Origin of the sequence: Metabacillus malikii (genome assembly GCF_030813355.1) — a bacterium.
GTDB classification, from domain to species: Bacteria; Bacillota; Bacilli; order Bacillales; family Bacillaceae; genus Metabacillus; species Metabacillus malikii.
On the sequence record NZ_JAUSUD010000014.1, the window covers coordinates 71,556 to 92,054 of the forward strand.

A 20,499-nucleotide genomic window follows, 5' to 3' on the forward strand; every position below is an offset into this window, starting at 1 on the left:
TGAAGCGTGATATAATAGTAGATAACTATAAAATGAGATTATAGATAAAGCGCATACAAAATTAAATGTAAGCGTTTAATTTACTATTCTTTTGAACTTATGAAAGAAATCTAGTGAGAACTGGATGGGGTGGTGTTTTTTGTTGCCAATAAGAGTATATAGTTGCTGTTAGCAATTTCATACTAAAGAAGAGACATTCTGCCACACACTAATAAGTAGAAAACATATTATCAAAAATCAAAATCACGAAAACGTCAACAAAGAAAATTATAAGAAAAATAGTCTATAGAAATGTATAAAAAGGTTTAGACTAATGTCAGTTTGGGTATTGAACTCTATCAAGTTTGAGATATTGCGGAGGGATCGATGGTGACAATTGGTTCAAAAGTATACTATAGAAATGAAATTTATAGAATTATCTATATATATAATACAGGTATGTGTGAGATCCAAAAAGAAGATGCGACGTATAAAGTAGAGTTGGTACAAATCACGGAGGTTTCGGAAAGATAAACTTACATAGCAAAATGGGGAATAACCGATTTCAGTTAGATTCCCCATTAATCATATACATAATTAGTTTACTGTTCTGCTTAATAACATCGATTCTAATTCAATAGCTGGGACAGGAGGACTAAAGTAGTAGCCTTGTACCTCATCACAATTCTCTGAAATAAGAAACTCTAGCTGATCAAGTACTTCTACGCCTTCAGCAATGACTGTTAGATTTAGACTTTTAGAAACGGAAATAATAGCTTTTACGATTGCCGCGCTTTGTTGGTCAGATAAAATATTATGGATAAAGGACTTGTCTATTTTTAAAACATCTAAAGGAAACTTGTGCAAATAATTTAATGAAGAGTAGCCAGTTCCAAAGTCATCGAGAGAAATACTAACTCCTAATGACTTTAATTGTCCTAGTTTTTCAACGGATTGATCTAAATCGTGCATCGCCATCGTTTCAGTGATTTCAAGGTTTAAATATTTTGCGTCTAATTGAGTTTCTTGTAACGTTCGCTCAATCATTTCTAGTAAGTTCAATTGCTGAAACTGCCGGGCAGAGAGATTTATTGACATATTAATAGGTGAGTAGCCCAAGTCTTGCCATAATTTATTTTGCTTACAAGCAGTTTGTAATACCCATTCACCAATTGGGATAATTAATCCTGTTTCCTCTGCTATAGGGATGAACTCACCAGGTGAAATCATGCCCAACTCCTTCGAATTCCAACGTATTAAAGCTTCTACGCCTACTAGCTGTCTAGTGTGCACATTGATTTTCGGTTGATAAAATAATTGTAATTCACCTTTTGCCAACGCATTTCTTAATGATCCTTCGAGCAGTAATTTGCGTTTATTTTGCTTGTTCATTTCCACAGAGTAAAATTTAACATTGTTCATACCCTTTGCTTTTGCATATGACATTGCGGTGTCTGCATTTTTTAGCAATGTATCAGAGTTGTCTCCATTATAAGGGTAAAAACTTACCCCAATACTCAATGTAATAAAAACATCTTGACCATTTATTTCAATAGGTTGTTGTAATTGTTGAAGTACTTTATTCGTAAGTTGTGAAACTGTCGATTGACTGGCATCTTTTAAAAGGATTGAAAACTCATCATCACTTTGTCTCGCAATAAGGTTACTACCTGAAATAACTGATTTTATCCGTTTTGCTACTTTAATAAGAAGCTGGTCACCGATATGTGAGCCAAATGTTTTATTGAAAAACTTAAAACGGTTAATATCAAAGTAAATAATTGCTAATTGCTGGTCTACCTGTTTCTCATTAAGACTTTGGATCAGTTCTTCTAAGTGACTTTTAAAGTAACGACGATTATATAAACCTGTCAAACGATCGACATATGCCATTTGCCACATCTTTTCCTCTGCAATTTTTCGCTCTCTTATATCACGAGAAATCGCAAGGCCATATTGTTTGTCACCTAAACGGAGAAGTCGGACACTAATTTCACTCGGAATTTTCTCACCTGTCTTTGTCATATACTCACCTTCAAAGGTAGTATGGTTATGTTCGATCAGTTCTTGCTGGGTATCACTTACTTTACCCTTGCGCTTAGATGAGGTGATGTCTAGTGGTGACATGGTGAGAAGCTCTTCTTTTGTGTAACCAAATCGTTCACATGCTGACTGATTAATGTCAATGAAGTTTTTCGGCATACCGTTATCGTCCATTGCGAATAAGTATATGGCATCGTTTGCATATTCAAATAATGTTCGATATTTTATCTCATTATGAATCCGTTCTTCACTTGCCTTTTTCTTATAAGAGATATTTCGAGAAATACTGAGTACTGCCTTTTGACCATTGTAATCAATTGAAAAGGAAAGTGTTTCTACATGTAATTCATTTCCATCGAGACTAATCGCCTTCTGTTCAATCAAATCTAAGTTGCTTTTTTCGCTAAGCAGCATGAGACGAGTTCTTGCTTGCTCATGTACTGAAGGATGGAGAAATTGGTATATCGATTTTTGGATGAAATCCTCTGGGTCATCGGAACCAAGTATTTTGGCACCATTTCTATTAATATATAAGATTATTCCGTTTTGGTGGATGATGACTGTTTCTGGAATCATTTCAAGTAGGTTGAAGTAATTCTTTTGGTCTACCTGTTGCTGAGACGTGGAATTCTTTTTTACAATAGAAATGTACAAAAGAACAAGTATCAATGGTAAAGTAATGAACATACTTTTGAGAAGAGTATTTATCTGTAACGAGAGGATGAAAGCTGTTAGTAAGAAGAAGCCTACTATTGAAATCAGAATCGCAAAGGATGGTTTCTTATGAATTATGTTCTTCATTATTGTCAATTCCTTTAAGGTTATAGGTAACTCACAGTTTTGATTTCATAATTTTAATTATAGGGGGATTAATCAGAAAAAGCCAGATAAAGTTGAAGTATGTCGAATTCTGCAAAAGATAAAAAGGGCACGAAAAGTGAATAACGATAATCAAAAGAAAAAATAACAGGTGATGATCATATTGAATAAAATAATCGTAATTGGCTCTGGCATTCTCGGAGCTTCAACAGCGTTTCATTTAGCAAAGGAAGGGGCTATTGTAACGTTAGTTGATCGGAAGGATAGAGGTCAAGCTACCGATGCTGCTGCTGGAATTGTTTGTCCATGGCTAACGCAACGTCGTAACAAGGCATGGTACAAGCTAGTCAAAGGTGGGGCACGATATTATCCAGAATTAGTGGAGCAGCTTGAGGGAGAAACAGGGTACAAGAAGGTTGGAGCACTTAGTTTACATACAAATAAAGACAAATTAGCTAAAATTGCTGAAAGAGCCTATAAACGTCGAGAGGATGCACCAGAGATTGGAGAAATATCGATTCTAACTCCAGCAGAAACAAAGGGGCTATTTCCACCAATATCAGATGAATATGGAGCAGTACATATTACTGGTGGTGCCAGGGTTAATGGCAGAGCGTTACGAGATGCATTAATTCTGGCTGCATGTAAAAAGGGAGCAACCGTTTATCAAGGTGATGCTGAGCTTTTACTAGAAAGTGATAAGGTAAAGGGTGTACAGATAGATAATGAAAAGATCTATGCAGATCAAGTGATTATAACAGGTGGAGCATGGGCGAGTGAACTATTGAAGCCGTTAGGAATTAAATATCTCGTCACACATCAAAGGGCACAAATTATTCACCTTAAACTGCAGGAAATGGATACTGGTAATTGGCCTGTTATAATGCCGCCAACGAATCAATATTTATTATCATTCCCAGGTGGAAGAGTTGTTGCCGGTTCAACACATGAGGATGATGTCAATTTTGATTATCGGGTAACCGCCGAAGGAATTCATGAAATATTGGATAAAGCATTCCATGTTGCACCTGGATTAAAAGCCAGTACCTTTCTCGAAACGAGAGTAGGATTTCGGCCGTTTACACCGGGCTTTCTACCGGTAATTGGCAAACTGCCAGCTGCTGATAATATATTGTTAGCCAACGGTCTCGGTGCTTCAGGCTTAACAAGTGGACCATATTTAGGTGCAGAGCTAGCAAAGTTAGCTCTTGGCAAGCAGTTAGAAATTGATTTAGAGTTGTACAAAGTAGAAACGGCCCTAGACTATTTGTAATCTACATAACAAAAAACGCCGAAATTGAGTGGAGGTAGCTTCCATCAAATTTTGGCGTTTTTTTAACCAATTCGTTTCTCTTGCATACAAAATCGTTAAACCTGCAATCTCCCGATCATCAATCGCTAATACCTTACTTAAAATGTATTAAGGTAATAGCAGAAATGACGTGCATCTTTTTTGCTTTAAAATCTTCATTTATTCTTTCAGAGATTGATTAAATACTATATTTAATTACATTAAAGGTAAGAATACTTAGTTGATACAGGAAAAATGTAGTGAAGCCAGCTAGTGTAAAAAAGACAAGGTAAGTTTTCGATAACGTATTTTTATTCATTTTACGAACCTCACAATCTATTAATAATAGTACTAGTATGTCCAGATTATTAATTCATAAACATCCCTTTAAATTAATTTTGGAGTGGTAGCTTCTTTTATTTTATTAAGTTACTGCAAAGTCAAAAGACTATCCGAGAAAAAGTATGTTATAAAACCTGACATCATCCAATACAGTCAATCATTTAAGAAGTATAATGAGTATATCTTTTAAGTGAAGGGGATGTTAGGATGAAAAAATCTAGTGTAGGAATATTTTCGTTTTTGATCTTGACGTTGAGGACGGTTTTCACATATTAAATAAATGAATCAATCAAGATACTGAAAATGAAGGGGAGGCCATTTTCAGTATCTTTAGTTATAGGGTAAGTAAGTATAAAATTTGTACTTTGTTTCAGGTTTAGCTCCAGCGCCTAGCCCCTCGAGTTATAAGCCACATATGAATGAAGACAAAACATCTTCTATTCATTTGTGGCTTATGATTTTCGGCAGTTCAAGGCAATTGCGCTATTATTATTAAGCTATTAAGCTGCTACATCTCGTCTCTTGAAAACAGTAAATGCAAGAGCATGGAATAAGACGAAATAAATGACTAGCATCGTAATTGAGAATCCAATCGTCATCCCTTCGACTGGTGGAACGCCGTCAAAATACACACCAAGATACGTATTCGCGAATAAAAGATATTTTGTCCAGTCGAATCGACTTGCAAGTAACGTCACGATGGTGTTACCCGTAAACAATAAGAATAATGTAATACCGATGGCAAGTGAACTATTACGGAAGATCGTTGAAATCATAAATGCTAAAGTTGTCAGCATGATAATGTCAATAGATGAGATGAAATACTCACCGATTAAGTGGGTTACGATCGATTGCTCGATTACCTTGCCGTTTGTGTAAGCTAAATGGGAAACATCATTAGTCGGCATTCCGAATAACACTAATCCAACAATTGCTGAGATGACAAAGATGAAGACTAATAAAAATAATCCGAAAAGAAGAACTGTCAAATACTTTGAAAGTAGTATTTTTGATCGCCTAATTGGTCGAATTAGTAACAGCTTAATCGTTCCTGTTGAGAACTCTGATGAAACGATTCCAGATGCGATAATAATAATAAAAACTCCGGCAAAGCCAAATATGGATACGGACTCTTTCACAAAGGTCCATAAATGTGTTTCAGTTTCAGGTGGGATATTTTCTTTTAGCCGATATTCATTAATGGCAATTTCCCTTTGATAAAACGAGTTCAAATTTGAGTTTTGCTGTCCAGTTTCTTCAAGATTCTTTTTGTTTTCAGCGATTATGCTTTCAGTTTCCTGCTTCCAATCTGCTTGTTGAGTAGGCTCTGACTGAGTTTCGGAATATTTATAAAGTCCGCCCATACCGATGACCAATAATGCGAGGATACCGACCATGACAAATGTTCCGACACGTTTAAATATTTTAATCCATTCGTTTTTAATCAAATTAACCAACGTTTTTCCCTCCTTGTTCAGTTAGTTCCAGGAAACGATCTTCCAACGATTTTGAGATAGGTTTGACTGAATATACGTTAATATCATCTTTTATCAGTTGCTTTAGTAGCAATGGAATTTGCTCTTTATCTGCATGTAACGTAAAGCCCTTTTCGGTTATAATTGCATTCATATCATTCGTTAGCCATGCCTTTGTAGATCCAAGCTCACCCGTTTCAAATTCAAATAGCTGTTGTTCTGCTTGCTCTTGTTCGTTATGGATGCTTTGAATCGTTGTTAGCTTACCATTTTGGATAATCGCAATTCTGTCACACATCATTTCCATTTCAGATAGCAAATGACTTGATACGATAACACTCATTCCTTTTTCACGAGTAAGCACTTTTAAATGGTCTCGAATTTCGCGGATACCAGCTGGGTCTAACCCGTTCGTAGGCTCATCTAATATGAGTAGCTTCGGGTCATGAAGGAGACATTGAGCAAGGCCAAGTCGCTGCCTCATGCCTAATGAATAGGTTCGGACTTTATCGTGTATTCTCTTTGTAAGTCCGACAAGTTGAATCACTTCATCCACTTTCTCCTTCGTGATTCCTTTGTGCATTCGTGCATATTGCATTAAATTTTGATAGCCTGATAAATATTTATACATTTCAGGATTCTCAACGATTGCTCCAATGTTGCGAACCGCAGCTTCAAAGTCTTGTTTTATGCTTTTTCCACAAACAACAATATCACCTTTACTTATTTCCATTAGACCTACAATCATCCGAATTGTTGTTGTCTTTCCAGCTCCATTGGGCCCTAAGAACCCGAACACTTCACCTTTCGTAACCGAGAAGCTTAAATCGTTAATAATTGTTTTACCTTTAATTATTTTCGTGACATTCTTTAATGTAAGTAGTTCATCCATTTAGGAAACCTCCTCAATATTTTGAATTAATTCTTTAAACCACTGTAATACAGAAAGTCCTTGCTCTTCGCGTAATACTTCTACTTGTTCTTGGCCAATGACGGTACCGTAATAAATCGCAACGACTTCATCGAGTAGCGGTTCTATTTCGTTTATTTCATGTGTTGCAATTAAGATAATTTGGTTTTCAAAGTCAATATATTGAAGGAGACTCTTTACAATGGCATCTCTAACCATCGGGTCTAACCCCGAAAATGGTTCATCGAGTAAAATGATATCAGTGTCTCTAGCTAAAGTTGTGACTAGCTTTAAACGGCCGCGATTACCTTTAGATAGACTTTTGACCTTTTTACTACTGTCTAACCTCATTTCAGAAAGTAGTTTGCTAGCTCTTTCTCGGTTAAAGTCTGCAAATTGACTTGCATAAAAATCTACCGTTTCCTGAACTGTAAAGGTGTCATAAAACATGTCTAGTTCTGTTAAATAAGCGACAGATTCGCTCGTGTTACGAGTTACGGCTTCACCATTTACCTTCACTTCGCCACTAGTTGGGAAGACTAGACCGGTGATGAGTTTTAATAATGTAGATTTGCCGCTTCCGTTAGGACCAACTAAACCGTAAATTTTCCCCTTTTCGAAAGCCAGATTTGTTTCATTTAATGAGATGTTTTTTCCGTACTTTTTCATAACTTGATTAATTTGGATTGTCATAAGAGTCCTCCTCAAGATACTGTTTTAAATAAGCCATCATTTCTTGTTTCGTTACACCCATCTCTTCCATCTTTTCAACGAAATTTTGGATGATTTTATTTTGCAAAGAGCCTCTAACTTCGCTTAATAAATCCTCATTTTCAACAACGAATGTACCTTGGCCACGTTTTGTTTCCACAATGCCCATCCTTTCTAATTCAGAATATGTGCGCTGCACTGTGTTTGGGTTTACACCCATTTGAACAGCCATTTCTCGTACAGAAGGTAATTTATCACCTATTTTTTGTTTCCCACGCACAATATCAACGGTTATTTTGTCAACGATTTGCATATAAATCGGCTTCGATGATTGAAATTCGTCTGGCACGTTTTACACCTCGACTCTCTTGGTGAGTAATTTTGCTGCGATGAAAATGAGGATGATTGATAACAGCGCATAATATAGAAAAGGAACGACAGGAATAACGCCTTCATCGAAATAAACCGTCCAATTTGCCTCTTTTAGTTCTAAATTAGGAGATGTTATCAGATGTACTTCATATTTACTTATAAGTTCTTTTATAAATGGAATTCGAGCTATAAACGATTCGAACAAATTGTAGAAAAAGTATATGGCTAGCATAATAAGCCAGCGTATCGGCTTTATGATTTGTTTCGATGCTAACGAATGATAGAGAGTCCAATAGAAGCAAACCCAACAACCAAAGAAAAAGCCAAATAGTAATAGAATCAGGTTTAGATAAAGGAGTGCTTCAATAAAAAGTGGTATCCCAAGTTGTTCGTAAACCTCTCTACCAAACCAATAAAGACTGATTGCTCCATAAATTGAGAGCAGAACTTGAACGATTGCTTGATATGATAATGAAGTGACAAATTTAGAGAGAAGTAACGCCAAGCTTGAACGTGGAGAATATAGCCAAATTTGAGTTTTGCCTTCAATTTTTAACATTGCAAAAATCATGATTGGTGTATAAATGACCATCGACAAAGCTGACATGATAAAAACCGGTAATGTCCCCACAGGCTGGTTAAAATACGATGATAAACTAAACCCGGCAATCCAGGCTAAGCCATAGATAACTAAGGAAGTAATAAATTCTGAACGTGAGATGCGAAAATCTTTTTTTAGTAAGCCTTGTATAGGTCCCATAAGTAATCTCCTTTTGTATTAGTGTCCTATTTGGATAGTACACTAATACATTATGATTGGTCAAGGGGATTTGGAAATATAAAATGTAAGATATTTATAAAAATGTACTTAATCGTTAGGGGAGTGTGATGAGAGTGCAATTTAAGTGTATTGAGCTATTGGACGTTAGTATAGTAGAGGTACGCCATTGACCAACTAGCATTGAATGATAAATTGCGATTTATTTATGTATATTGATATAGAAAAAACATTAGTTTGATACTGAAATTATCGTCTTGTACAGGGGAAGAAATTATTCTATTATATTAATTGTAGTTGTTTTTATAGTATAGTTTTATCGAATAAGGTTGCGATTGTGAGGTTAAACTCGTTCTAGCAGTGAGGACGAGTTTTTTAGTTCTTAAGCAATCAGCTAGAAATACGAGTTATGTATTGAAAAAATCTCAATAATGCTAGTTTTCAATGTTATTAAAGAGCAAGTACGTATAAACTATCAAGGATAGTGCGTCTGAAAAAAGAAATATGGTATGAAAGTGAATGAATATTTCTATATGGTAGGTCCGCAAACGACAATCGTGCTTAAGTATGACACTTAGTATTCATTGTTATGTTATAAATAGAAGGAGATTGAATTGTGAAAAGAAGTGATACGCTACTAATTGGTCTTATGTTATTTTCGATGTTTTTTGGAGCGGGGAATTTAATATTTCCTCCATTTTTAGGTGCACAATCAGGTACATCCTTTTGGGCAGCAATGCTTGGCTTTATTGTGACAGGAGTAGGACTCCCATTTGCTGTGTTATATGCTGTTTCACTAGTAAAGGGCGGAGTACAAACGATAGGTAACAGGGTACATCCGTTGTTTAGTACAGTCTTTATGATTATCGTTTACTTATGTATTGGCCCGTTTTTAGCAATTCCCCGAAATGCTAATGTTGCATATGAGATGGGGGTTGAACCGTTCATTAACGGGTTTTCTCATCCAACCTTTAATTTGTACATTTTCACTTCCATTTTCTTCGGTCTTGTCTATTTTGTTAGCTTGAATCCTGAAAAAATGGAAAGATACATGAGTAAATGGATTACACCGATTTTATTGATTTCAATGATCGTTCTCTGTGTTGTCGGATTTGTAAGACTTGATACACCACTGCAAAGTCCTACAGAAGCATATGCTACAGGTGCATTTTCAAAAGGATTTATTGAGGGATACAATACAATGGATGCACTTGCAGCACTGGCATTTGGTATAGTTATATTAACATCGATCCAAGGTAGAGGAATTACCGACCGTAAAGATCTGACACGCTATACGTTGAAAGCAGGACTTATTGCGGGAGGGCTTCTATCACTCGTCTATATTAGTCTTGGACTAATTGGTGGGAAAATGGCTGCAGTTGACACGTTTAAAAATGGGACAGCTATCTTGTCAGCTACTTCAACATTATTACTTGGAACGAGTGGGAAAACATTGCTAGGCATTATTTTTACGCTTGCTTGTTTTACTACGGTTGTGGGTTTAACAACTGCTTGTGGTCAATATTTTTCAAAACTATTGAAAAATGTGAGTTATAAAATGGTTGTTATCATTGTGACGGCTATTGGTTTTGTGCTCTCTAATATGGGACTTGAACAAATTTTGACATTTTCAGTGCCGTTTCTAGTGACAGCCTATCCGATAACAATTGTGCTCATCATCTTAACGTTTTTAAATCGCTTTTTCAGAAATTCACGTATTGTCTATGGGATAACAATCTTGTTTACTGCAATATTTGCGATAATTGGTGGTCTCGCTTCGACTGGACTTCATTTAGGTTATTTACAAAGTGTCATATCCTACTTACCATTCGCATCAATCGGACTTGAGTGGATCGTTCCAGCGCTTGTTGGATTGCTCATCGGATTAGTCGTCAGTAGATTTAAGACAACTCAGCAAGACCTCTAGGAAAGAGGTCTTGTTTTTATTTATTAAGAAATAAAATATTGAACATCGATGAAAGCTATTATATACTTAAATTAACTTAGTTAACCGCTTAACTATCCGGAGGCATTATGAATCAGAAAATTACAATTAGAGATGTAGCAAAATATGCAAACGTTTCCTCTGCAACTGTATCCTATGTCCTTAACGGAGTAAACAAGGTTTCAGACGAAACAAAAAATCGTGTATTACAAGCAATTGAAGAATTAAATTACCAACCTGATTTCACAGCAATTAGTTTATCGAAACGCGAATCAAAAATGATTGGTGTCATCATGCCTTTAGTCGGCGAATCCCTTGCACCATTATTTAAAGAAAATCATTATATTAGTGAATTACTTAGCGGTGTAGAGTTTATGTGTCGCAGTAAGGGATATGATTTTCTCATCTCTGGTATCTCCAAAGCAGAAGAATGTAAAACATGGGTAATGAAACGAAATTTAGATGCATTATTAGTCTTAGGGAAGTTCCCGAAGAAAGTATTCTATGAAATGAAAACGCTATCGACACCATTGATATTCGTAGACTCCTTTGAGGATTATTCCGCTTCCTATTACAATATTCGAATCGACGATGAACATGGTGGATATTTAGGTACGAAGCACTTAATCGAACTTGGTCATCGTAATCTATGTTTTATACCAAATGGTAGGATAGACTGTGATGTCGATGGACAACGATTTCAAGGATTTAAACGAGCGCTAGCTGAAGCAAACATAGAGTTTCATCCAGGGATGGTTATTGAAGGAAGCACAAACTCCTTTGAAAGTGGCTATGAAATCGGTGAGGAGCTTGTCAGACAACGTCAACTTACAGGAATTTTTACTTCTTCAGATATAAAAGCACTAGGTATTATGAAGTCACTGACCGATATCGGTGTAAATGTGCCGCAAGATGTTTCAGTCGTAGGGTTTGATGATTTAATGATAAGCCGCTACTCATCACCTAGTTTAACTACGATTCGACAAGATGTATTTAGAAAAGGTTCTGTAGCAGCAGAGGTTGCTATACAAGTGATTGAGAAAAAAGAAGATGAACCAAAAGAAATTATGCTGCCAGTTGAATTAGTCGTTCGTGGTAGTACAACAAAAATTTAAGGAGGTGAGGGAGAACTCTACAAAGTTAACCGGTTAACCAAAAATAGAGCTTGTTCTATATTGCTGAAAGTTACACATATATTAATAACAAGGATTCAATTCAAGTTTGCAGTTATTTAGTGCATGTAAAGATAATCAAAAAAAAAAATAATAGATTAGGTGAGATAAATGACAAACGTTACTGTATGGAATGAAAATAGACATGAACAAAAAAATCCACTTGTTAGTGAGATTTATCCAAACGGAATTCATGGTGCGATCGCACAATTTTTAAAAGCGGCTGACCTCGATGTGATGACAGCTACACTTGATGAACCAAAGCACGGGCTAACAGAAGAAGTGTTACAAAAAACAGATGTTCTAATTTGGTGGGGCCATTTAGCACATGATGAAGTTCAAGACGAAATAGTAGAGAAAGTAAAACAACGCGTACTAGATGGTATGGGATTAATCGTTCTCCACTCAGGTCACTTTTCAAAAGTGTTCAAACAATTAATGGGAACGAGCTGTGATTTGAAATGGCGTGAAGCAGATGATCGTGAGCGTATTTGGGTCATTGACCCGAGCCATCCAATTGCTGACGGTATCGGCGAATATATCGAGCTTGAGAAAGAGGAAATGTATGGCGAGCATTTTGATATACCAGCGCCGGATGAACTCATTTTCACAAGTTGGTTTGAAGGTGGAGAGGTATTCCGCAGTGGCTGTGTTTTCAAGCGAGGTAATGGCCGAATCTTCTATTTCCGTCCAGGTCATGAAACTTATCCAACATACCACAATGAACAAGTTCAAACAGTGATTAAAAATGCAGTGAACTACGTAAAGCCTGTTCAACGCAAACGACCTGTTTATGGAAATGCCCAGCCATTAGAAGTGATTGCTAAGAAGTAATCGATGTTTGAAGCAGATCTTGAAGAATCCGCTTACAGGAAGGTAGATTAAAAGGCTAAAAAAATAATTTATCATAAAGGGGAATGTGTCATGAGTAAATTAAAAATTGCAGTAATTGGTTGTGGTAGTATTGCGAAGTTTCGTCACCTACCAGAATATAAAGTAAATCAACATGTTGAAATCACCGCAGTTTGCGATATTTTCGAGGAACGTGCGAATGAGATTGCAAGACAATATGAAGCTAAAGCATATACAGATTATAAAGAGCTTTTTGCAAATGAAGAGGTAGATGCAGTAAGTGTTTGTTTACCAAACTACTTACATGCACCAGTTTCGATTGATGCACTAAACAGTGGTTTTCACGTGCTTTGCGAAAAGCCGATGGCAACATCACAAGCAGAAGCAGAAGCGATGATTGAAGCAGCAGAAAGAAATGGAAAGAAACTGATGATTGCTCATAACCAACGTTTTGCACGCTCTCACCAATTAGCAAAACAACTCATTGAAAATGGTACAGTCGGAAAAATTTACAGCTTCCGTACTGCATTTGGACATCCAGGACCTGAAGGCTGGAGTGTAGATGGCAGAGATAGCTGGTTCTTCGAAAAGGATAAAGCATATATCGGAGCAATGGGTGATTTAGGTGTACATAAGTCAGACCTGATCCGTTACTTACTAGGAGAAGAAATTACGGAAGTAGGAGCATTTATTGAGACAACGGCAAAGGAAAATACAGATGTTGATGATACAGCTGTTTGTGCGCTGAAAACTGAAAGCGGTATTATTGGCACACTTGCAGCGAGCTGGTCTTATACAGCTAAGGAAGATAACTCGACCATTATTTATGGAGAAAAAGCAATTTTACGTCTAGAAGATAATCCAACATACTCACTTGTTGTGCAATATACAAATGGTGAGGTCGTAAACTATGAGCTTGGCAAAATTCAATCAAATGAAGAAGGCGGTCAAAACACATCACATGTTATCGACCATTTTGTTTCAGCAATAATTGAAGATAGAGAACCATTAATCAATGGAGAAGAGGGCATGAAATCACTAGCTGTTATTTTAGCAGCAATTAAATCAAATGAAACAAAAACAATTGCGAAAGTGTTTGAGTAACAATGAGTAAATTACGAATCGGAATTATCGGTGTAGGCGGAATTGCTCAGGGCCGTCACATCCCAGCGTTTCAATCGTTAAAAGACGATTGTGTCATTACAGCAGTTAGCGATGTTAACCTCGAACGTGCAAAAGAGGTCGCTGAGAATTTTCAAATCACACATGTTTTTGAACAGTATCAAGACATGTTTTCTGAAGTGGATGCTGTTTGTATTTGCACACCAAATAAATTTCATGCCGAAATAACCATTGCAGCATTTGCAGCAGGTGTTCATGTCATGTGCGAAAAACCAATGGCCCTTTCTGCTGCTGAATGTGAAGAAATGCTTGCTGCAGCAAAGAAAGCGAATAAAACGTTAAAAATAGCTTATCATTATCGATTTATGAAAAATGCTCAAGCGGCCAAAAAATTAATGGGCCAAGTAGGGACACCACTCGTCACAAGGGTGCAAGCATTGCGCCGAAGAAAGGTTCCTGGCTGGGGAGTGTTTACGAATAAATCACTTCAAGGTGGTGGTAGTTTAATTGATTATGGCTGCCATTTACTAGATTTAGCGATTTGGCTAATGGGAAATCCAAAACATATTACGGTTTCGGGGAGCACCTATCAAGCTTTAAGTACGAAACCAGAAGGCACAAATGAATGGGGAGCATTTGACCGTAAAACATTTGATGTCGATGACCATGTTACAGCCTATATTAAATTTGAAAATGGTGCGTCCCTATTACTAGAAACATCATGGGCTGCAAATATATTAGAAGATAAAGAGCTTGTAAGTATTTCAGGTGTTGATGGAGGAATTAGCGTATTCCCGCTAGAACTCTATACAGAGAAAGATGGAATGCAACTAAATAGTAGTGCAGCCTGGTTAGCTGGAGAGGAAGACCCGGGTCTGGCACAGGCGAAAAATTTCGTCGACACATGCCTAGGTCGTACTGAACTCGTAGTCAAGCCGGAAGAAGCTCTACAAGTATCACAAATCATTGATGACATTTATAGGTCAGGGGAGGAATTTAAATGAAATTAGGTGTTTTTACAGTATTATTTAATGACAAGTCATTCGAGGAAATGTTAGACAGAGTAAAGGAAGCTGGCTTACATGCTGTTGAAATCGGAACTGGTGCATACCCAGGCAATAAACATTGTGATTTAGATGCTTTACTTGAAGACGAACAAAAGCGAAACGACTATTTAGCTAAAGTAACAGACCGCGGTCTAACAATAAGTGCGTTCAGTTGTCACGGTAATCCAATTTCACCTGATCAAGCTTTTGCAAAAGAATGCCATGATACACTTTTAAAAACAATCAAACTAGCATCATTATTAAATGTTCCTGTCGTCAATACATTCTCAGGTACTCCTGGTGATCATGAAGAAGCGAAATACCCGAACTGGCCTGTGACACCATGGCCAAATGAATATGGCGATGTTTTGAAATGGCAATGGGAAGAAAAGCTAATTCCATATTGGAAAGAGGTAGGACAGTACGCAGAGCAGCATAATGTGAAAATTGGTTTAGAACTGCACGGAGGCTTCCTCGTCCATACACCATATACTTTACTAAAGCTACGTGAAGCAACATGTGACGCCATTGGTGCAAACCTTGACCCAAGTCACTTATGGTGGCAAGGAATAGACCCAGTTGCAGCGATTAAAATACTTGGAAAAGCAAATGCTATCCATCACTTCCATGCTAAGGACACATATATTGATCAAGATAATGTGAATATGTATGGTCTCACAGATATGCAACCATATGGAGAAGTTCAAACACGCGCATGGACATTCCGTTCCGTCGGATGTGGCCACAGCTTAACAGAATGGAACGACATCATGAGTGCACTTCGCTTATATAATTACGATTACGTCGTCAGCATCGAGCACGAAGACCCAATCATGTCAATTGACGAAGGCTTCGATCGTGCCGTAAGAAATCTGCAATCAGTACTTATAAACGAAACGCCATCGCAAATGTGGTGGGTGTAAGCTTACACTAATAGCATAATTATGAACAGACAGTGGCTGGGTACGCTCGCTACTGTCTTTTTTATAGTAATCTATAATATTGGATGACTACGTTATGTTTGGATGGATAAGCCATAAATAGGAGAAGGTACTGTAAGGACTATTCTTAGAAAAGGGTATGAAGGCTAAAACGAGAAAGAGCAGGATCATATGGTTCTCATTAAGGGATATGAGGACGAAAATGAGAGAGAACCAGAGCGGAAATATTCTTCATAGAAGTGATGAAGCCCAAAACTGCTAAGAGTCAGAGCAGAAATGTCCTTCATAGAAGTGATGAAGCCCAAAACTGCTAAGAGCCAGAGCAGAAATGTCCTTCATAGAAGTGATGAAGTCCAAAACGACGAAGAGCCAGAGCAAAAATGTTCTTCATAAAAGTGATGAAGCCCAAAACGATAAAGAGCCAGAGCAGAAATGTCCTTCATAAAGGTGATGAAGCCCAAAACTGCTAAGAGCCAGAGCAGAAATGTCCTTCATAAAGGTGATGAAGCCCAAAACTTCTAAGAGTCAGAGCAGAAATGTCCTTCATAAAGGTGATGAAGCCCAAAACTGCTAAGAGCTAGAGCAGAAATGTTCTTCATAGAAGTGATGAAGCCCAAAACTGCTAAGAGCCAGAGCAGAAATGTCCTTCATAAAGGTGATGAAGCCCAAAACGACATAGAGTCAAAGCAAAAATGTTCATCAACTTGATGAAGCACAAAATGCAGAACTCCTTAATAGTAATAGTCCTCACCTAGTAGGTGAAGACCACAAGAAAATTCATATAATAACCCAAGCAATAACAGATAAAATCACCAATCAAATGTCCACTCAAAACTAGAGCAATCTACAAATTACCTACCACGAAACTTACTGTCATATAGCAAGTAATATAGAGTGTGCACATCAACTCAACCTTCTACTAAACCCTTCCGATCTGCTGCCAACGGTGGTTGTTCTAACCATTCGTTGTTAATAAGGATGTTAACTCCATCTTCAGCATATTTCAGAATTTCTGCAGTTAAACGTGAGAAATCAACAGCTAAGTCACTACGCATACTTTCGGAAATCCCTGCTCCGTAATTACCGATTCCAGAGTAAATCATCATGCTAAAGTGATATAGCATTAATTTTTCTGAGAAAGGTGATTCTGTCGATTCAGTCACTTCCTGGTCAGAAGACATCGGGATCGGAAGTGAATTGTTTTCTAAGTAATCAGTGAACACTTTAATATGCTTTATAGCGATATCCTTCCCCCGTAAAAAATACTGTTGAATCTTTTTTGTTGATGAAACTTGGCTGAAGGCAGTTGCTAATGTTGTGCCGATTTGATTTGTTTGGATATTAAAAAATAAATTTGTCACTTCACTACCAGTAAGAGCATCTCGTCTACCGAGCCCTTCTAAAAAGAAGGATTGTTTTTTCACAAATTCCTCTTTCTCCGGATAAGGAATATGTGGGGAACGGATTGGTATGCCCTTTTTCAATAACATATCGGTTGACATACGGTCCAAGTCACGAGCAGCATTTAAACAATTTTCAAAGAAAGTACGAATGTCGTTACGGAAAACATTAGGTAAGACTCGTCCATATGATTGGAGTCCCCCAGTCGCCATATGCTTTATATATTTTAAGTAAAATACATCCGAAAATAATCGTTTTGCCTGCAAGTTGACATCTGACGAATTAAAAGCAATTGGCACTTCGATTTGTTCATCGATAAAAAGCTCTTTTATAAACGTCACATGTTTTTTTGATGACGATAGTGAATGATTAAGTAAGGTTTTAATGTCTTCATCCTGAATATGTTGGAGAAAATAATGGATGACTTGCACAGACATTGTTTCCGCCTGGTAAATATTCCACAAATATGATAGTTCAGAAGCGGTTAATTTTATATGTTGATGGTCCAATTATATTCACCCTCCCTCATAAAAGATAATGTTTCCACCAATTGCAGATTTATGAGAAATTTCTAGAAGAATTTTATTTTTGGTCGAATTATCTGTATGATAAGTAAAGAATAAAAATTAACGAATGAATGGTGAGAAGATGCAGGCAGTAAAAATATATGCAAAAAAAGACTTTGTCAAAAACTTCAAGTCCGGTTATCCACTTATTAACAGAGATATGATTAGTAATAGTGAAGTGTTAAAAAAGGAAGGTTCAATAATTGAGCTCTATGATGAGCGAAATCAATTCCTTGGAAAAGGGTATTTTGGGATTCAAAACAAGGGAATAGGTTGGATACTCACAAACAATAAAGAAGAACAAATAAATCAGTTGTTTTTTGAAAGAAAGCTTAATACGGCTTTAAGTGAACGAAGAAAGTTATATCAAGATTCTGAGACAACTGCATTCCGCGTTTTTAATGGTGAAGGCGATGGAATTGGTGGACTTACAATCGATTACTACGATGGTTATTATGTAGTAAGCTGGTATAGTGAAGGGATTTATACATTTAAAGATTACGTAATTCAAACATTGTTGAACGAAAAAGGAACTCTAGGAATTTATGAGAAAAAGCGTTTTGATCGTAAGGGAAAGTATATTGAAGACGATGATTTTGTTGCAGGTGAACGGGCAGTATTCCCACTTGTCGTTAAGCAAAATGGCATTAAGTTTGCGACTTATTTAAATGATGCTGCCATGGTTGGGGTTTTTTTAGATCAACGGGAAGTTAGAAAACAGATTAGAGACCACTATGCAAAAGGTAAAACCGTTTTAAATACTTTCTCATATACTGGTGCGTTTTCTGTATCTGCTGCATTAGGTGGTGCCACCAAAACAACGAGTGTGGACCTTGCAAATCGAAGTAAGGCGAAAACGATTGAACAGTTTCAGGTGAATGGATTAGATGAATCGGACCATGAAATTATCGTCGAGGATGTATTTCATTACTTTAAATATGCAGTCCGGAAAAAGTTGAAGTTTGACATGGTCATACTTGATCCGCCAAGCTTTGCCCGTTCAAAAAAGCATACATTCAGTGCGAGTAAAGATTATCCTGATTTATTAAAGCAAGCAATTGAAATTACGAATACAAATGGAATCATTGTGGCCTCTTCAAATTGCAGTACATTCAATATGAAGAAATTTAAAGAATTTATTCAAAAGGCCTTTGATGGTCGCAAATACAAAATAGTTGAAGAATATACATTGCCAAGTGATTTTAAAACAATTAAGGAATTTAAAGAGGGAAATTATTTAAAAGTAGTATTTATTAAAAAACTTTCCTAAGTATAAGAGAGGCTCATAATTGGATGACCCCTAAAAATAATAATAGTTAGATATATTTGTAGGGGTCTAACATTTAGTTATTGAATTACGTCGCCCCACTTATTTAATTAAAAAATATGACCTGTATTCACTTATGAGTAATCTTCGTTTTTTTAAAAGCTCCTTATATTCTACAAACAACTTAGTATTTTCACGGTCACGAATCCATGCTGAAAATGCCTTTTCACATTCTTTGGATAGTTGTTGTAGCTCTTCATTTACCTCACTAAGTTTTCTTACTTCTAAAACTTGTGTCATGAAAAATCCCCATCCTTTTTAGAAATTCTTTATAAAAATTCTTGATTGTTATTGTAAAAAGCTAATAATTTTATTGTTAGAAGACATATAAGAGACAATAAGAAGGGTCTAAACAAGTTGTCATAATTGGACAAAATGAATAATTTTCCTCGTCATGTTGCTATTACCCGTAAAAATTTTGTCCTAAACAAAAAATACATTCGAAAACAGATAGAAATCATTTAAACAAACGTTTAATTAAACAAGATATCATAGAGGAGTTTGGTTCATCTTGGAGAAATAATAGTAAATTCCTGTCATGAATAGACGATTCGTTGTTGAATGAAAATTATTTCTGGGGAAATATGACGAAAGAGGGTTGAAAATGAACGTTGGATTAATTCGTCATTTAAAGGTGAAACATGTAAAGCCAAAAGGGTGGATAACTGAAGATGAACTATTTAAATGGATAAAAGGATATGATGAAGCAGCAATTGATGTGAATCACTTTACGAGAAAACAGTCAAATTGGGACAGGGTTTATTCTAGTGACTTAATCAGAGCGGTTGAAACTGCAGAACTTATGCATGACGGTGAAATTATACAAATGAAAGAGCTTAGGGAAATTAAATTATTTCCATTATTGAAACAAAAGATTAGATTACCTTATCAATTGTGGTTGGTTTTACTCAGAATGGCTTGGCTTTGTCATCATCAATCACAGCTTGAAACTAAGACAATAGTTGAAAACAGAATAAGAGGTCTAGTTGATAATCTCTTAGCAGATAATGGTGAGGATATCCTAATCGTCAGCCATGGAGCATTAATGATATATATAAGAAAGGAGCTTATTAGAAGAGGGTTCACTGGACCAAAATTTAGACATGCTAAAAATGGTATCCTATATTTATATTCAAAAAACAGATGACCTTACGTCTAGAAAGAGAAGGTCATCTTTCACGCATATTATTTTCGTTTTTTTGCTTTTTGTTGAAGCTCTGGTGTGCGTTCATCTTGGGCAGAGCCGTAGTGGATATTTGTTAATTTTCCTGTATCTGGTGGTTGTTGAGCGTTCTTCTTTGCCATGGTAATCCCTCCCTAATATTAGTTCTGTATTAGTTTGTACAAGCGTTAGAAAATTGAATGTGGGAATTGATGCCAGCGCAGAGTGATAGATGTTAAAACTTG

Annotated in this window: 16 protein-coding genes and 1 pseudogene; 9 read left to right on the forward strand and 8 right to left on the reverse strand. The window is 36.5% G+C overall.

Going from position 1 to position 20,499, the window contains the following annotated elements; genetic code table 11:
• Nucleotides 1-576: 576 nt before the first annotated feature.
• Nucleotides 577-2,823: a sensor domain-containing protein gene (locus J2S19_RS14030; protein ID WP_307343123.1), complete on the reverse strand. Its 2,247-nt coding sequence runs from the start codon at nt 2,821-2,823 to the stop codon at nt 577-579.
• 181 nt (nt 2,824-3,004) lie between these two features.
• Between J2S19_RS14030 and J2S19_RS14035 the strand changes: the two genes are divergently transcribed.
• Nucleotides 3,005-4,114 (forward strand): NAD(P)/FAD-dependent oxidoreductase, encoded by a 1,110-nt coding sequence (locus J2S19_RS14035; RefSeq protein ID WP_307343126.1) that lies wholly within the window; start codon nt 3,005-3,007, stop codon nt 4,112-4,114.
• 860 nt (nt 4,115-4,974) lie between these two features.
• On the opposite strand, the gene J2S19_RS14040 is transcribed toward J2S19_RS14035, so the two are convergent.
• From J2S19_RS14040 to J2S19_RS14060, 5 genes and pseudogenes are all read right to left on the reverse strand, one after another.
• Nucleotides 4,975-5,931: an ABC transporter permease gene (locus tag J2S19_RS14040; RefSeq protein WP_307343129.1), complete on the reverse strand. Its 957-nt coding sequence runs from the start codon at nt 5,929-5,931 to the stop codon at nt 4,975-4,977.
• 264 nt (nt 5,932-6,195) lie between these two features.
• Nucleotides 6,196-6,841, reverse strand: a pseudogene (locus J2S19_RS14045) (ABC transporter ATP-binding protein); the annotation flags it as partial.
• Nucleotides 6,842-7,552, reverse strand: a complete 711-nt coding sequence (locus J2S19_RS14050) for an ATP-binding cassette domain-containing protein (protein WP_307343134.1) — start codon at nt 7,550-7,552, stop codon at nt 6,842-6,844.
• Nucleotides 7,536-7,919 carry a GntR family transcriptional regulator gene (locus tag J2S19_RS14055; protein WP_307343137.1) on the reverse strand — a complete coding sequence of 128 codons (384 nt, stop codon included), beginning with the start codon at nt 7,917-7,919 and terminating at the stop codon, nt 7,536-7,538. The genes J2S19_RS14050 and J2S19_RS14055 overlap by 17 nt, the downstream gene beginning before the upstream one ends.
• A gap of 3 nt (nt 7,920-7,922) precedes the next feature.
• Nucleotides 7,923-8,702 carry a hypothetical protein gene (locus tag J2S19_RS14060; RefSeq protein ID WP_307343140.1) on the reverse strand — a complete coding sequence of 260 codons (780 nt, stop codon included), beginning with the start codon at nt 8,700-8,702 and terminating at the stop codon, nt 7,923-7,925.
• A 634-nt stretch (nt 8,703-9,336) separates the two neighbouring features.
• Here J2S19_RS14060 and brnQ point away from each other — a divergent pair.
• From brnQ to J2S19_RS14090, 6 genes are all read left to right on the forward strand, one after another.
• On the forward strand, nt 9,337-10,647 hold the full coding sequence (gene brnQ, locus J2S19_RS14065) for a branched-chain amino acid transport system II carrier protein (protein WP_307343143.1): 1,311 nt from the start codon (nt 9,337-9,339) through the stop codon (nt 10,645-10,647).
• Between the two features lie 107 nt (nt 10,648-10,754).
• Nucleotides 10,755-11,780 carry a LacI family DNA-binding transcriptional regulator gene (locus J2S19_RS14070; protein ID WP_307343145.1) on the forward strand — a complete coding sequence of 342 codons (1,026 nt, stop codon included), beginning with the start codon at nt 10,755-10,757 and terminating at the stop codon, nt 11,778-11,780.
• Nucleotides 11,781-11,948: 168 nt separating this feature from the next.
• Nucleotides 11,949-12,671, forward strand: a complete 723-nt coding sequence (locus tag J2S19_RS14075) for a ThuA domain-containing protein (protein ID WP_307343148.1) — start codon at nt 11,949-11,951, stop codon at nt 12,669-12,671.
• A 90-nt stretch (nt 12,672-12,761) separates the two neighbouring features.
• The gene (locus J2S19_RS14080) at nt 12,762-13,793 is read left to right on the forward strand and encodes a Gfo/Idh/MocA family protein (protein WP_307343151.1); all 1,032 of its coding nucleotides are present in this window, start codon (nt 12,762-12,764) and stop codon (nt 13,791-13,793) included.
• A 2-nt stretch (nt 13,794-13,795) separates the two neighbouring features.
• Nucleotides 13,796-14,815: a Gfo/Idh/MocA family protein gene (locus J2S19_RS14085; RefSeq protein WP_307343154.1), complete on the forward strand. Its 1,020-nt coding sequence runs from the start codon at nt 13,796-13,798 to the stop codon at nt 14,813-14,815.
• Nucleotides 14,812-15,780 (forward strand): sugar phosphate isomerase/epimerase family protein, encoded by a 969-nt coding sequence (locus J2S19_RS14090; RefSeq protein ID WP_307343158.1) that lies wholly within the window; start codon nt 14,812-14,814, stop codon nt 15,778-15,780. Before J2S19_RS14085 ends, J2S19_RS14090 begins: the two co-directional genes overlap by 4 nt.
• Before the next feature lie 926 nt (nt 15,781-16,706).
• Here J2S19_RS14090 and J2S19_RS14095 read toward each other — a convergent pair.
• A complete protein-coding gene (locus J2S19_RS14095; protein WP_307343161.1) occupies nt 16,707-17,708 on the reverse strand; it encodes a DUF3231 family protein in 1,002 nt (333 codons plus the stop codon).
• Between the two features lie 139 nt (nt 17,709-17,847).
• Here J2S19_RS14095 and J2S19_RS14100 point away from each other — a divergent pair, with 139 nt between their 5' ends.
• Nucleotides 17,848-19,035, forward strand: a complete 1,188-nt coding sequence (locus J2S19_RS14100; protein WP_307343164.1) for a class I SAM-dependent rRNA methyltransferase — start codon at nt 17,848-17,850, stop codon at nt 19,033-19,035.
• 99 nt (nt 19,036-19,134) lie between these two features.
• Here the strand turns inward: J2S19_RS14100 and J2S19_RS14105 are convergent, their stop codons facing one another.
• Nucleotides 19,135-19,332, reverse strand: coding sequence for a hypothetical protein (locus J2S19_RS14105; RefSeq protein ID WP_307343168.1), 198 nt, complete (start codon nt 19,330-19,332; stop codon nt 19,135-19,137).
• A gap of 364 nt (nt 19,333-19,696) precedes the next feature.
• Here J2S19_RS14105 and J2S19_RS14110 point away from each other — a divergent pair, with 364 nt between their 5' ends.
• Entirely contained in the window at nt 19,697-20,239 is a 543-nt protein-coding gene (locus tag J2S19_RS14110) for a histidine phosphatase family protein (RefSeq protein WP_307343171.1), read from the forward strand.
• Nucleotides 20,240-20,499: the final 260 nt, after the last annotated feature.

Coding starts and splice junctions, on each gene's coding strand:
- J2S19_RS14030 (WP_307343123.1), bottom strand. CDS start 2,823: ATGAAGAACATAATTCATAAGAAACCATCCTTTGCGATTCTGATTTCA.
- J2S19_RS14050 (WP_307343134.1), bottom strand. CDS start 7,552: ATGACAATCCAAATTAATCAAGTTATGAAAAAGTACGGAAAAAACATC.
- J2S19_RS14060 (WP_307343140.1), bottom strand. CDS start 8,702: ATGGGACCTATACAAGGCTTACTAAAAAAAGATTTTCGCATCTCACGT.
- J2S19_RS14070 (WP_307343145.1), top strand. CDS start 10,755: ATGAATCAGAAAATTACAATTAGAGATGTAGCAAAATATGCAAACGTT.
- J2S19_RS14075 (WP_307343148.1), top strand. CDS start 11,949: ATGACAAACGTTACTGTATGGAATGAAAATAGACATGAACAAAAAAAT.
- J2S19_RS14080 (WP_307343151.1), top strand. CDS start 12,762: ATGAGTAAATTAAAAATTGCAGTAATTGGTTGTGGTAGTATTGCGAAG.
- J2S19_RS14085 (WP_307343154.1), top strand. CDS start 13,796: ATGAGTAAATTACGAATCGGAATTATCGGTGTAGGCGGAATTGCTCAG.
- J2S19_RS14090 (WP_307343158.1), top strand. CDS start 14,812: ATGAAATTAGGTGTTTTTACAGTATTATTTAATGACAAGTCATTCGAG.
- J2S19_RS14100 (WP_307343164.1), top strand. CDS start 17,848: ATGCAGGCAGTAAAAATATATGCAAAAAAAGACTTTGTCAAAAACTTC.
- J2S19_RS14105 (WP_307343168.1), bottom strand. CDS start 19,332: ATGACACAAGTTTTAGAAGTAAGAAAACTTAGTGAGGTAAATGAAGAG.
- J2S19_RS14110 (WP_307343171.1), top strand. CDS start 19,697: ATGAACGTTGGATTAATTCGTCATTTAAAGGTGAAACATGTAAAGCCA.